Genomic DNA, 13110 nt, shown 5'->3' with positions numbered 1-13110 from the left:
CTAAAAATTTATGGAATTACTTATTTAGTGGTGGTGTTTTAATGGTTATTATCGGACTTGTTAAAAGTGCTATGAAAAAATAAACGCATAAATTATTTAAAAAAACGTCTTTTAAAGGGCGTTTTTTTTATTTACAAAACTTCCTAATAAATTAGCAGTACCTTTGCGGGTTCAAAGAGATGCTTATTTTAGAGTGTTTCTAAAATAACATATATGACATTTAAATCTTTAGGATTATCTGATGCTTTATTAAAGGCCATCAGCGAAAAAGGATACGATACTCCATCACCAATTCAAGCAAAAGCAATACCACCTATTTTAGAAGGAAAAGACGTATTGGCTTCTGCACAAACAGGAACAGGAAAAACAGCAGGTTTTACACTACCTGTTTTACAACGTTTAGCAGATTCAAAACACCCAAAATACCGTCCTGTAAGAGCGTTAGTATTAACACCAACAAGAGAACTTGCTGCTCAGGTACATGATAATGTAAGAGAATATAGTAAGTATTTAGATATTAGATCGGCCGTAGTTTTTGGAGGTGTAAAAGCTGCCAGTCAAATAAAAACGTTAAGACAAGGAGTTGATATATTAGTAGCCACTCCTGGTAGATTATTAGATTTACACGATCAAAAAGCAGTATCTTTTAACAGAATAGATGTACTTATTTTAGATGAAGCAGACCGTATGTTAGACATGGGTTTTGTTAGAGATATTAACAAAATTATTAGTTACATGCCTACAAAGCGTCAAAATTTACTATTTTCTGCTACATTTTCATCAGAAATTAAAAGATTAGCTTCAGGTATTTTAAGAAATCCTATTTCTGTAGAAGCTGCTCCGCAAAACTCAACGGCTGATAAGGTTTCTCAAAAAGTATATACTGTTGATAAAGGTAAAAAGACGGAGGTTGTTATTAACTTAATTAAAGATGGTAACTGGAGTCAGGTTTTAATTTTTACAAGAACCAAGCACGGAGCCAATAAATTAACTGAAAAACTAGTAAAAGCAGGAGTTTCTGCTGCTGCAATTCACGGTAATAAAAGTCAGGGTGCACGTACAAAAGCATTGGCTAACTTTAAGAGTAATTCTATTCGTGTTTTAGTGGCAACTGATATTGCTGCTCGCGGTATTGATATTCCGTTATTACCACACGTTATAAACTTTGAGTTACCAAACGTACCAGAAGATTATGTACACAGAATTGGTAGAACCGGTAGAGCAGGTGCAAAAGGAGAAGCTATTTCTTTAGTTTGTAGTGAAGAAACTGAATACCAAAAAGAAATAGAAAAAATACTAAAGCAAAAATTAAAGACAGAAGTTATTGAAGGTTACGAACCTAAAGACACTGCTGGTCCTAAAAGAGCTGCAACACAAAAGAAAAAATCTGGAAACGGAAAGAAAAAAGGTGTAGGCGCAACGCACAGAGGTGCTGCAGAAGGAACTAGAAAACCAAAAAGAGAACGTCCTAGCGATCCTTCAAGAAGAAGCGATGGAGCTCCAAGGAAAAATAGAAGAAGATAATATTTAAATGAATTTTTCTTCTTACATAAAGAATATATTAAAATCTCAGGAACTTGATAGTCAAGTTTCTGAGATTTTGAGTTTTTTTACACCACTAACATTAACTAAAAACAGTTTTTTGGTTGAAAAAGATACTATTTGCAAATACTTTTGTTTTATTGAAAGCGGAATTCTACAGCACGCTATTAATATATTAGAAGAAGAAAAAACAACGTATTTAGCGTTAAAAAACTCGTGTACATCTGCCTTAAAAAGCTTCTTACAAGAAACCCCTTCGCGTAAAAACATTAAGGCATTAAGTGATTGTAATTTACAAGTGATTTTAGTAAAAGATTTTAAATACCTGTTAGAAAACAACACTGCTTTTCATCGATTTTATTACACTTTAATTGAAAAACAAATTTTTTTAATTGATGATTATCGTATCGATTTACTTACGCTTAGTGCAGAAGAACGTTACACAAAACTACTTACAAACGAAGCTGAACTGCTACAAGAAGTTCCGCTACACTACCTGGCTTCTTTTTTAGGAATTTCTAATAGGCATATGAGTAGAATTCGAAAAAACATAAAATAGTGCCAAATGGCTAGGCAATTAAATATTTCTTTTATTTATTTTTGAGAACATTTTAATTGTTAGCATTATGAAATACAACCCAATAAACCGTGACCTTTTTATAAAAAACCGCAAAAACTTTATGGCGCAAATGAAGCCAAATAGTTTAGCTGTTTTTAACTCTAATGATGTATATCCGGTAAGTGCAGATAGTACACTTCCGTTCGAGCAACATCGCGATATATTTTTCTTAAGTGGTGTTGATCAAGAAGAAAGTATTTTAATACTATTTCCTAATTGCCCTAAAGAAAATTTACGTGAAGTATTATTTTTACGTGAAACAAATGAACATATTGCTGTTTGGGAAGGTGAAAAATTAACCAAAGAAAAAGCATTAACAACAACAGGTATTAAATCTGTTTTTTGGTTACAAGATTTAGAAAAAGTAGTTGCAGAAATGATGGCGCTTGCCGAAACTGTTTATATAAATACCAATGAGCATTATCGTGCTGCTATAGAAACCGAAACTCGCGAAGCCCGCTTTACGAAATGGTTACTAGCAAAATACCCAGCACATTCTGTTGCTAAAAGTAATCCTATATTACAACGCTTACGTTCACTTAAAGATCCGATAGAACTAGATTTAATGCAGCAAGCCTGCGATATTACCGAAAAAGGTTTTAGACGTGTGTTAGACTTCGTAAAACCTAGTGTTTGGGAATATGAGATTGAAGCTGAGTTTATTCATGAATTCTTAAGAAATCGTTCTAAAAAATTCGCTTACACTCCAATTATCGCTTCAGGAAACAATGCAAACGTATTACATTATATCGAAAACAATCAACAGTGTAAGGCAGGTGATTTAATTTTGATGGATGTTGGTGCCGAATATGCAAATTATTCTGCAGATATGTCGAGAACTGTTCCTGTTTCAGGTCGTTTTTCTGATCGTCAAAAAGAAGTATATAATGCTGTAAATCGTGTAAAAAATGATGCAACAAAATTATTAGTTCCTGGTACTATTTGGGCAGATTACCATGTTGAAGTTGGTAAATTAATGACTTCTGAATTATTAGGTTTAGGTTTATTAGATAAAGCCGATGTGCAAAATGAAGATAAAAACTGGCCAGCATATAAAAAATACTTTATGCACGGTACTTCTCACCATATAGGACTAGACACCCATGATTACGGATTATTACACCAACCTATGGAAGCTAATATGGTATTTACCGTAGAGCCTGGTATATACATACCTAACGAAGGTTTTGGTATTCGTTTAGAAGATGACTTAGTAATTCAAGAAAAAGGAGAGCCTTTTAACTTAATGGGCAACATACCTATTGAAGCTGACGAAATTGAAGATATTATGAATTCTTAATTCGTTTCAAATAAACATAAAAAAAGCCTCTGAAGTTTTCAGAGGCTTTTCTTTTACTAACAATTAAATAAAAATTATTCAACCGTTAAAGTATATTGTGGTGTAGGGTTTAAAGGGCAAAAATATACATATTCTCCTTTTTTTAAGACCACTTCTTTAGTTGTAGATTTTGTATTGTTTTTTACTAAAGAGGTTACATAAGCTTCTTTAATATGATGTTCTGCCTCTATCTTTCCTTTTTCAGTTAAAACAAAACCAACATCATGACCTACATTTTTATTTGCTATTTCAAAAATATAAGTACCTTCTTTTAAGGTTATTTTCTTTTGAGTAAATTCACCTTTAGTTTGTTCTAAAGATATTGTTTTAACTTCTTGTGCATTTGCATTTAATGCAAAACCTAATAAAATTGCTACTACTGCTATTACTTTTTTCATGATTTAATTTTTAAAATTTGTCAATTATCTTTTTATGTTTATGAATTTGTTGTGAATTCTCCTGCTTTTACACTCGGAAAATCAACCTCTGTTTGTGCAATATGATTTACATAATTTGTTAATGTATTAGAAACAACATTTAAAACAATTTCTAAAATATCACCGTCGTTGTATCCTGCTACTTTTGCTGCAGCTATCTCATCCGAACTTACTTTTCCTTTATTTTTAGTAACACTTTGTGCAAAATTTAAACCTGCCTGTACTTTTTCATCAGAAGCTAAACCTTTTCTATTTTGTTCTGTTTCAGCATCTGTTAAGCCATTCAGTTTACCGATTGCTGTATGTGCAGATAAACAATAGTCACACTCGTTTTCTTCGGCAATTGCCAATGCTAACTGTTCTCTAAATTTATTAGAGAAATTTCCACTTGCAGTTAATTCACCTAAACTTAAATAGGTTTGTAAGGTTGCTGGTGAATTACCAAATACCTTAATTAGATTGGGAATAAAGCCCAACTTTTTTTGTACTGCATCAAATAATTCTTTTGATTTTCCTGTGGTTATTTCTGGATTTAAGGTTTTAATTCTTGTACTCATTTCTATTATTTTTAAAATTATTTATTTTCATTATTACAATTACAGTTTTCTCTTTCTGAAAATTGTTCATTATACTCTTGATACCCCCAGCAGTTAGGGCATTGATATGCTTCGTTTGTTTTCATTACATTGATATTTGTAAACTAAAAAGTGTTAGTTTTAATTATACTACAAAGATGCGGAGGAAGTACTCTTTTAAAAATGGACAAAAGTTCCTTAAACTTGGACTTTAATTATTTTCTTAACATAGGTTAAGAAAATAATTAATAAATGTGTTATATATTTGCATTGTTATTATCTGTAAGATATCCCCAATATATTACAGCCCCCTAAGTAATAACAATCCCTTAAAAAAATACCCCTAACTCGTGGCCCTTGTGTGTTACGAGTTTTTTTATGTCCTTTTTTATATAAAAAAATAACGATTATTCTTTTTGAAATTATTTTAGAAATTGACCTGTTGCTTTGATAAAAAACAGTTTAATTCACTTATTAACATAGGTTAATTAACTATTAATAAATGTGTTATATATTTGTAGTGTTATTATGTATAGCGTATCCCCAATATGTTATAATCCCCTAAGTAATAGCATCCCCTTAAAAAACAACCCCCAACTCGTGGCCCTTGTGTGTTACGAGTTTTTTTATGCACTTTTTTATACAACAAAATCACTATTATTCTTTTTGAAATTGTTTTGGAGATTGCCCTGTTGCTTTGGTAAAAAAACGAGAAAAATAAGCAGGATCATTAAATCCTAAATCAAAAGCTATATGTTTTACAGCCTTTGTTGAGTATAGTAACTGACGCTTTGCTTCGATTATTATCCTATTCTTAATAAAATCACTTGGTGTTTTATTGTTTGTTTTTTTTAAATGCTTTGTTAGTGATTTAGAAGAAATACCCAAACGATTGGCATAATCACTTACACTGTGTAATTTCTTAAAATTTAATTCTACTAATAAACTAAAGTCTTTAAACAACTTTGTTTCTGCATCTTCTTTAACTATAAAATCTTCTTTTTTAATCCGAACTGAATGAATGATAAATTGTTTTAAATAGGCCTGTAACATATCATATTGTGCTGTCTGATTATTTTCAAATTCATCTATTAAGCTCTCAATAATAAAACTCAACTTTTTAACATCTTTCTCTTTAGGCTTAACAAAGGGTGTTTCATATATATTGTTAAATAAAACGCCGTTACAAGCAACTTCAGTGTCATGAGTTTGTATACAGTAAAAATCTTGAATGAAATTTAATTGATAAGCTACTTTTATTTCTTCTGAATCTACAGAAAAAACTTGTCCTGGTGATAAAAAAAACAAAACACCGTCGTTAAAAGAATAACTTTCAAAATCGATATGATAAGTACCGCTACCTTCTTTTATCCAAAAAATCTTATAGGTATTTATTTGTTCTGGTTTATTAACTACACAAGCTTTTTCGAATTTTACTTCTTCTAATTTAAAAACATCTTTATACTTATACGTTTTTATTTCTTGAATAGCCATTGTTTTATTTCATTTTATTCTTGGTCGAAAAAATATGATTAGCTAACAAAACAAGGCTATCTTTGGTATAAAATTAAAGTTATATTGTGTAAGAATTATTTATATATCGTTTTGCTGTTTTTTAGCTTTTCTTTATTCTCACAATCTAAGTGGAAAAAATTCAAGGAACTTTCTCCTCCAAAGAAAACCTGGGTTATATTACATCCTTTAAAAGCTAAAAAAGCTTTGCTAATCTCTGAAAAAGCTCACCAAATAGCCGATTCAATTAAAAAAACGCCCTTGCTAGATGGTGATGCCTCAGGAGGACAAGTAGATGCCTTTCGCCATGCTTTTTGGATGGCTAGTTTACGCCAAGAAATAGGGGGAAATGCGGCGCGTTCTTTAGGTAAATCACACGAAAAAGAAAACTATAAAACTTATAAGAAACGTAAACTAGAAGACGGCGTTGTTCCTGATAAAATAGCAACTACCATGGATTTATTCAACAATGAAGTAGGTCTTTCTCTTACCCGAAAAGGAGGTCAAATCCCTGAGAAAAGTTTAATGTATCGTGTTATAAATGAAATTTATTTTGGCAGACTAAAGGTCATAAAAAAAGATAGTGTTGGTAATTTTTTAACATGTAATAACAAACCTATTTCACTAAAGTCTTTAAAAGGTAAATGGGAGAATAATAAATGTTTGGTAAATTCTAATTATAAAAAATAATGCAAAAAGTATATTTTATTTCTGGTACTATGTGTACAATTGATTTATGGCAATTTGTGTTTCCTAAATTAGAAAACATAGTACCTATTTATATAGATATTACTTCGGCAACTTGTTTTGATGAAATTAATAAAATAATAGTACCTAAGATTGAAGCTCCTGCCTTAATTGTTGGGTTTTCTTTAGGTGGATTTTCAGCTTTAAACTTTGCTGTTCATTATCCACAAAAAGTAAAAAAATTAGTAATAATTGCAGCAAATACAAACGGATTAAATGAAAAAGAAATAGCGCTAAGAAAAAGTACTATTTCTTTTTTAGAAGAACATAAATATAACGGAATTTCAAAAGCAAGGATTCAACAATTTTTACATTCTGATAATCATCAAAATAAAGAAATCACTGCTATAATTAAAAAAATGGATGCCGATTTAGGTAAAGATGTTTTAATTCGCCAGTTAAAAGCTACGTCTGTTAGATTAGATATCTCAAAACAAGTTTTAAAACTAAATATCCCGATAGTTTTTATTGCTGCTGAAAATGATAATTTAATTCCTGTTAAAAACATAAAGCTTCTTGTAAGTAAATTAAAAAAAGGCAGGTTTATTAGCATTAAAAACTGCGGACACATGATTACCTTAGAAAAACCAAAAGAATTATCTGAGGTAATAAATAGTGTTGTTTTTTAACTTATTTTCTAATAACTTCGCTATCACTTTACTCATAATCTTTAAATTAAATTTATATTATAAAAAACCACTTAAGTTAAGTGCATAAGAATATGACAAGATTTATTAAAAAACATAAAAAAGAAATTGGTCTTGCTCCTGATGATTTAATCTTTAGAGGAGAAAAAAAAACAGATTCAATTTCACTTAGAATTATTGATTTCGATTCTAAAAATTTAATTGAAAATACTGCCAAAGCAGTAAAGGAAATAAGTGAATTTCAGCATAAAGAAACTGTTACTTGGATAAATGTAGATGGACTTCATAACACCTCTATAATGCAAGAAATAACAACTGCTTTTAAGCTAGATACTTTAGTTCTACCTGAAGTTTTAAATACAGAAGCAAGACCTAGAGTTATAGAGTATGACAATTGTACATTAATAACAATTAAAATGTTAATGTTAGATGAAAGCCAAGGTAAAACTATTGTTGAAAACTTAAGTTTAATTCTTACTAAAACGGTGTTAATGTCTTTTCAGGAGCAAAAAGGAGATGTGTTTGAACCTGTAAGAGAAAGAATACGAAAACAGAAAAAAAGAATACGAACCGGAGGAACCGATTATTTAACCTTTGCCTTATTAGATATTGTAGTTGATAACTACCTATATGTAATTAGTGTTTTAGGTGAAAAAATAGAAACTTTAGAAGAAAACCTACTATTAAACCCTAGCAAGGATACTATTAGAGAAATAAATAATTATAAACGTGAACTAAACTTCTTAAGAAAAAACATAAAACCAGCGAAAGAAATGATTTTTTCTTTGGCAAAAACTGATTCTGATTTTATTACCGAAAGCACTTATGTTCACTTTAAAGAGCTTGAAGATAATATTAGCCAAGCAAATGATGCTACAGACAGTTACCGTGAAATTTTATCTGACCAATTAAATGTATATCACACCACAATTAGTAGTAAGCTAAACGATATCATGAAATTTTTAACGGTGTTTTCTGTAATTTTTATTCCGTTAACTTTTATCGCAGGTATTTATGGTACAAATTTCGAATATGTACCAGAACTTACTTACAAATACAGTTATTTTATCATGTGGTTTGTCATGATAATAATTGCTGTTGCTATGCTTATATTTTTCAAGAAAAAGAAATGGTTTTAATCCATTTATAGTTTTTTTACGATGAAAAACAACAAAGAAATAGATAAAATAGCCTTTATTGAAATTAAAGACGGGAAGATTTTAAGCACACTATCTAAAGGTAAAACTAAATATTACATACCTGGCGGCAAACGTGAAAGTGGTGAAAGTGATAAACAAACTCTTGTTAGAGAAGTATTTGAAGAATTAAGTGTTAAAATATTACCAGATACTGCAGAATACATAGGTACTTTTTCGGCACAATCAGACGGAGAAAAAGAAGGAATAACTGTAATAATGACGTGTTATAGAGCTAAATATTCTGGAGAATTAAAAGCGAGTAGTGAAATTGAGGAAATAAGGTGGTTAAATTTTAAAGATCTTCAAATTATTTCTGCCGTTGATAAAAAGATATTCACTTTTCTTAATCAAAAAGGAGAGTTGATGTAAAATGAAAACAACTTAATTAAACATCAAAAAAAGATACATTTTATTTAAACACATTCTAAATGTGCCACAAAAAAAATAAGATAGTTTGTTCGGCTAAGAGTTATAGCTTAAATTTGTGTTATATTTTTTAATCAATAAATAAAATAATGGGATTATTAAAATCTTCTATTGGAAGAAAATTTGCCATGGCACTTTCGGCGTTCTTCTTGATGTTCTTTTTATTACAACATTTTGCAATAAACATCACTTCAATTTTTCCGGACGACGGAGCAACATTTAACAAGTTATCTCATTTTATGGGAACCAACCCGTTAATTCAATATGTAATGCAACCTGTCTTAATTTTTGGTGTAGTTTTTCACTTTGTAATGGGGTTCGTCTTAGAATTAAAGAACAACAGTGCTCGTAAAGTAAGTTATGCGAAAAATAACGGAGGTGCAAATTCTACTTGGATGAGTAGAAACATGATTTGGTCTGGTATTGCAATTTTAGCATTTGTAGTATTACACTTTATCGATTTCTGGTTTCCTGAATTGAATACAAAATTCATTAAAGGAGACATGTCTGGTCTTATCAACCCTGATGTTGCTGATAGCGGACTTAGATACTTTGAGGAATTACAGCACAAATTTGTAAACCCTATTAGAGTAGGAGCTTACGTATTAGCGTTTGTATTTTTAGCAATGCACTTATTACATGGTTTTACTTCAGCTTTCCAATCGGTTGGAGCAAACAACAAATACACTAAAGGATTGAAAACATTCTGTAAAATTTATGCAATTGGTTTACCTGTAGGATTTATCATTATTGCATTATTTCACCATTTCAATCATTAATACGAAACAAGTATGGCTTTAGATTCAAAAATACCAAAAGGTCCATTAAAAGATAAATGGACAGATTATAAAAATCATATCGATTTAGTAAATCCAGCTAACAAACGTAACATTGATGTTATTGTAGTTGGTACAGGATTAGCAGGTGGTTCTGCTTCAGCAACTTTAGCTGAATTAGGCTACAACGTAAAAGCATTTGCTTATCAAGATTCTCCTCGTAGAGCGCATTCAATTGCAGCACAAGGTGGAATTAATGCAGCAAAAAATTACCAAGGTGATGGAGATTCTTTTTACAGATTATTTTACGATACTGTAAAAGGAGGAGATTACCGTTCTCGTGAAGCAAACGTACACCGTTTGGCAGAGGTTTCGGCAAATATTATTGATCAATGTGTAGCACAAGGAGTTCCTTTTGCACGTGATTATGGTGGTTTGTTAGATAACCGTTCGTTTGGTGGAGTATTAGTTTCTCGTACTTTTTATGCGAAAGGACAAACGGGGCAACAATTATTATTAGGTGCTTATTCTGCAATGAACCGTCAAATTGCTCGTGGTAAGATTGAAATGTTCAATCGTCATGAAATGTTAGATGTTGTTTTAGTTGATGGGAAAGCTCGTGGAATTATCGCCCGTAACTTAGTTACTGGTGAAATAGAACGTCACTCGGCACATGCTGTTGTTATTGCTTCTGGTGGATACGGAAATGTATATTTCTTATCAACTAACGCAATGGGATCTAACGCAACTGCAGCTTGGAAAATACATAAAAAAGGAGCGTATTTCGCAAATCCTTGTTATACACAAATTCACCCAACATGTATTCCTCGTTCGGGAGATTACCAATCGAAACTGACCTTAATGTCAGAATCATTACGTAATGATGGTCGAATTTGGGTTCCTAAAAATATGGAAGATGTATTGGCTATTAGAGAAGGTCGTAAAAAACCAACTCAATTAACCGAAGACGAAAGAGATTATTATTTAGAAAGACGTTATCCTGCGTTTGGTAACTTAGTACCACGTGATGTTGCCTCTAGAGCAGCTAAAGAACGTTGTGATGCTGGTTACGGAGTAAATGCAACAGGTGAAGCAGTTTATTTAGATTTTGCTTCTGCTATACAGCGTTATGGTGCTGAACAAGCAAAAATTCAAAATATTGTAAACCCATCTGATGCAAAAGTATATGAATTAGGGAAAGCAATTGTTGAAGCTAAATATGGTAACTTATTTCAGATGTACAATAAAATTGTAGATCAAGACCCATATAAAACCCCAATGATGATTTACCCTGCAGTGCACTACACAATGGGTGGTGTTTGGGTTGATTATAACTTAATGACTACTGTTGACGGATTATACTGTTTAGGAGAGGCCAACTTCTCTGATCATGGTGCAAATCGTTTAGGAGCTTCTGCTTTAATGCAAGGTTTATCAGATGGTTATTTTGTATTACCTTATACTATTGGAGATTATTTATCTGGAGATATTAGAACAGGTAAAATACCAACAGATACAAAAGAATTTGATGAGGCTGTAAAGGAAGTTACAGACCGTATTAATACATTTATTAACAATAAAGGAGAACATTCAGTAGATTATTACCACAAAAAATTAGGTAAAATTATGTGGGAAAAATGCGGAATGTCTCGTAACGAAAAAGGGTTAAAAGAAGCTATGGCAGAAATTAAAGCTTTACGTGAAGATTTTTGGAAAAATGTAAATGTACCAGGTAATGCTAATGAAATGAATCCTGAATTAGAAAAAGCAGGTCGTGTAGCAGATTTCTTAGAGTTAGGTGAATTATTTGCTAAAGATGCATTAGATAGAAATGAATCATGTGGTGGTCACTTTAGAGAAGAGTCTGTTGAGTTAGATGGTTTACAAAAAGGAGAAGCTAAACGTAACGATAAAGATTACGCTTATGTTGCTGCTTGGGAGTACAGAGGAGAACCTGCAGATGCAGTTTTACATAAAGAAGAATTAGAGTTTAACGATATTGAATTAAAACAACGTTCATACAAATAAGAGGATATTATGAATTTAACACTTAAAATTTGGCGTCAAAAAAACGCAAGTGATAAAGGGAAAATGGTCGATTATAAAGTAACCGATATCTCTGAACACATGTCTTTCTTAGAAATGATGGATGTTTTAAACGAGCAGATTATTAATAAAGGTGAAGAACCTGTTGCTTTTGATCATGATTGTCGTGAAGGAATTTGCGGTATGTGTTCTATGTATATTAATGGTGAGGCACATGGTCCTGATCGTGGTGTTACTACTTGTCAGTTACATATGCGTATGTTTAAAGATGGAGATACTATAACTATAGAGCCATTTAGAGCTGCTGCATTTCCAGTAATTAAAGATTTAACGGTAGACAGATCAGCATTTGATAGAATTCAACATGCGGGTGGATATATTTCAGTAAACACTTCTGGTAATACACAAGATGCAAACTCAATTCCTATCTCTAAAGAAGCTGCAGATAAAGCAATGGATGCAGCAACTTGTATTGGTTGTGGTGCGTGTGTTGCAACTTGTAAAAATTCTTCTGCAATGTTATTTGTTGGAGCTAAAGTATCGCAATATGCTTTATTACCACAAGGGCAAGTAGAAGCTACAGATCGTGTTTTAAACATGGTAGCCCAAATGGATGCTGAAGGTTTTGGTAACTGTACAAATACAGGAGCTTGTGAAGTTGAATGTCCGAAAGGAATTTCATTAGAAAACATTGCTCGTATGAATACTGAGTTTATGAAAGCTAGCTTAAAAGGATAAAACCTTTTTTATATATAAAATTAAAATCCCGAGTTTACACTCGGGATTTTTTTTATTTAGAAGCAATTACATTTTTTTCTGTAACAAACCCTTTAATTTTTATTCGTGTTCGTTTTATTTTTGCATTTGATATGATGGTAAACATTTTAGAAAAACCACCTATTCTATTCGTATCATAAGTAACCTCTATACTTCCATTTTTACCTGGCATAATTGGCTTTTCTGGTTTCTTTGGCACAGCACAACCACAAGTGGATGCAACTTGTTTTATGATTAAAGGAGCGTTACCAATATTAGTAAACTCAAAAACTCGTTTCTTTTCTGAACCTTGTGTTATTTTGCCATAATTTATGGTATTATTTACAAATTTAAACTCTTGGGCATTGGCAGCCATTGTTACTAAACAAACGGCAATTAATGTTAAAATTGATTTCATCTATTTTAGTTTTTAGTATTATATTCTTTTTTAAAAATTCTATTTTTATATGGGATTATTCTTGAGTGTCA

The 13110-nt window shown here is 31.3% G+C and carries 14 protein-coding genes; 10 read left to right on the top strand and 4 right to left on the bottom strand.

Annotated elements, in window-relative coordinates; translation table 11 throughout:
- Nucleotides 1–213: 213 nt before the first annotated feature.
- The 3 genes from P2G10_RS07655 to P2G10_RS07645 all read left to right on the top strand — a co-directional run bounded on the left by P2G10_RS07655 (nt 214) and on the right by P2G10_RS07645 (nt 3461).
- A complete protein-coding gene (locus P2G10_RS07655) occupies nt 214–1524 on the top strand; it encodes a DEAD/DEAH box helicase (RefSeq protein ID WP_275315984.1) in 1311 nt (436 codons plus the stop codon).
- Nucleotides 1525–1531: 7 nt separating this feature from the next.
- On the top strand, nt 1532–2101 hold the full coding sequence (locus P2G10_RS07650; protein ID WP_275315983.1) for a Crp/Fnr family transcriptional regulator: 570 nt from the start codon (nt 1532–1534) through the stop codon (nt 2099–2101).
- Nucleotides 2102–2168: 67 nt separating this feature from the next.
- A complete protein-coding gene (locus P2G10_RS07645) occupies nt 2169–3461 on the top strand; it encodes an aminopeptidase P family protein (protein ID WP_275315982.1) in 1293 nt (430 codons plus the stop codon).
- A 74-nt stretch (nt 3462–3535) separates the two neighbouring features.
- Here P2G10_RS07645 and P2G10_RS07640 read toward each other — a convergent pair whose 3' ends face one another.
- The 3 genes from P2G10_RS07640 to P2G10_RS07630 form a co-directional block, all read right to left on the bottom strand.
- On the bottom strand, nt 3536–3898 hold the full coding sequence (locus tag P2G10_RS07640; RefSeq protein ID WP_275315981.1) for a cupredoxin domain-containing protein: 363 nt from the start codon (nt 3896–3898) through the stop codon (nt 3536–3538).
- 38 nt (nt 3899–3936) lie between these two features.
- A complete protein-coding gene (locus P2G10_RS07635; RefSeq protein WP_275315980.1) occupies nt 3937–4494 on the bottom strand; it encodes a carboxymuconolactone decarboxylase family protein in 558 nt (185 codons plus the stop codon).
- Nucleotides 4495–5169: 675 nt separating this feature from the next.
- A complete protein-coding gene (locus P2G10_RS07630) occupies nt 5170–6006 on the bottom strand; it encodes a helix-turn-helix domain-containing protein (RefSeq protein WP_275315979.1) in 837 nt (278 codons plus the stop codon).
- Between the two features lie 84 nt (nt 6007–6090).
- Between P2G10_RS07630 and P2G10_RS07625 the strand changes: the two genes are divergently transcribed.
- The 7 genes from P2G10_RS07625 (at nt 6091) to P2G10_RS07595 (ending at nt 12603) form a co-directional block, all read left to right on the top strand.
- Nucleotides 6091–6714 carry a DUF6973 domain-containing protein gene (locus P2G10_RS07625; protein WP_420833283.1) on the top strand — a complete coding sequence of 208 codons (624 nt, stop codon included), beginning with the start codon at nt 6091–6093 and terminating at the stop codon, nt 6712–6714.
- Nucleotides 6714–7400 (top strand): alpha/beta fold hydrolase, encoded by a 687-nt coding sequence (locus tag P2G10_RS07620; protein WP_275315977.1) that lies wholly within the window; start codon nt 6714–6716, stop codon nt 7398–7400. Before P2G10_RS07625 ends, P2G10_RS07620 begins: the two co-directional genes overlap by 1 nt.
- 92 nt (nt 7401–7492) lie before the next feature.
- A complete protein-coding gene (corA, locus tag P2G10_RS07615) occupies nt 7493–8557 on the top strand; it encodes a magnesium/cobalt transporter CorA (protein ID WP_275315976.1) in 1065 nt (354 codons plus the stop codon).
- Nucleotides 8558–8578: 21 nt separating this feature from the next.
- Nucleotides 8579–8986 (top strand): NUDIX hydrolase, encoded by a 408-nt coding sequence (locus P2G10_RS07610; RefSeq protein ID WP_275315975.1) that lies wholly within the window; start codon nt 8579–8581, stop codon nt 8984–8986.
- Between the two features lie 143 nt (nt 8987–9129).
- A complete protein-coding gene (locus P2G10_RS07605; protein WP_218773521.1) occupies nt 9130–9822 on the top strand; it encodes a succinate dehydrogenase cytochrome b subunit in 693 nt (230 codons plus the stop codon).
- 12 nt (nt 9823–9834) lie between these two features.
- Nucleotides 9835–11847, top strand: a complete 2013-nt coding sequence (locus tag P2G10_RS07600; protein WP_275315974.1) for a fumarate reductase/succinate dehydrogenase flavoprotein subunit — start codon at nt 9835–9837, stop codon at nt 11845–11847.
- A gap of 9 nt (nt 11848–11856) precedes the next feature.
- A complete protein-coding gene (locus P2G10_RS07595; protein ID WP_218771903.1) occupies nt 11857–12603 on the top strand; it encodes a succinate dehydrogenase/fumarate reductase iron-sulfur subunit in 747 nt (248 codons plus the stop codon).
- Nucleotides 12604–12655: 52 nt separating this feature from the next.
- Here the strand turns inward: P2G10_RS07595 and P2G10_RS07590 are convergent, their stop codons facing one another.
- Nucleotides 12656–13039 carry a DUF1573 domain-containing protein gene (locus tag P2G10_RS07590; RefSeq protein WP_275315973.1) on the bottom strand — a complete coding sequence of 128 codons (384 nt, stop codon included), beginning with the start codon at nt 13037–13039 and terminating at the stop codon, nt 12656–12658.
- Between the last annotated feature and the right edge of the window lie 71 nt (nt 13040–13110).

It is taken from the genome of Tenacibaculum bernardetii, assembly GCF_029125915.1.
Classification (GTDB): Bacteria; Bacteroidota; Bacteroidia; order Flavobacteriales; family Flavobacteriaceae; genus Polaribacter; species Polaribacter bernardetii.
The sequence above is the reverse complement of the archived record's forward strand: the minus strand, read 5'-3'. Positions and strand labels throughout refer to the sequence as shown.

Coding starts and splice junctions, on each gene's coding strand:
- P2G10_RS07655 (WP_275315984.1), top strand. CDS start 214: ATGACATTTAAATCTTTAGGATTATCTGATGCTTTATTAAAGGCCATC.
- P2G10_RS07650 (WP_275315983.1), top strand. CDS start 1,532: ATGAATTTTTCTTCTTACATAAAGAATATATTAAAATCTCAGGAACTT.
- P2G10_RS07645 (WP_275315982.1), top strand. CDS start 2,169: ATGAAATACAACCCAATAAACCGTGACCTTTTTATAAAAAACCGCAAA.
- P2G10_RS07640 (WP_275315981.1), bottom strand. CDS start 3,898: ATGAAAAAAGTAATAGCAGTAGTAGCAATTTTATTAGGTTTTGCATTA.
- P2G10_RS07635 (WP_275315980.1), bottom strand. CDS start 4,494: ATGAGTACAAGAATTAAAACCTTAAATCCAGAAATAACCACAGGAAAA.
- P2G10_RS07630 (WP_275315979.1), bottom strand. CDS start 6,006: ATGGCTATTCAAGAAATAAAAACGTATAAGTATAAAGATGTTTTTAAA.
- P2G10_RS07620 (WP_275315977.1), top strand. CDS start 6,714: ATGCAAAAAGTATATTTTATTTCTGGTACTATGTGTACAATTGATTTA.
- corA (WP_275315976.1), top strand. CDS start 7,493: ATGACAAGATTTATTAAAAAACATAAAAAAGAAATTGGTCTTGCTCCT.
- P2G10_RS07610 (WP_275315975.1), top strand. CDS start 8,579: ATGAAAAACAACAAAGAAATAGATAAAATAGCCTTTATTGAAATTAAA.
- P2G10_RS07600 (WP_275315974.1), top strand. CDS start 9,835: ATGGCTTTAGATTCAAAAATACCAAAAGGTCCATTAAAAGATAAATGG.
- P2G10_RS07595 (WP_218771903.1), top strand. CDS start 11,857: ATGAATTTAACACTTAAAATTTGGCGTCAAAAAAACGCAAGTGATAAA.
- P2G10_RS07590 (WP_275315973.1), bottom strand. CDS start 13,039: ATGAAATCAATTTTAACATTAATTGCCGTTTGTTTAGTAACAATGGCT.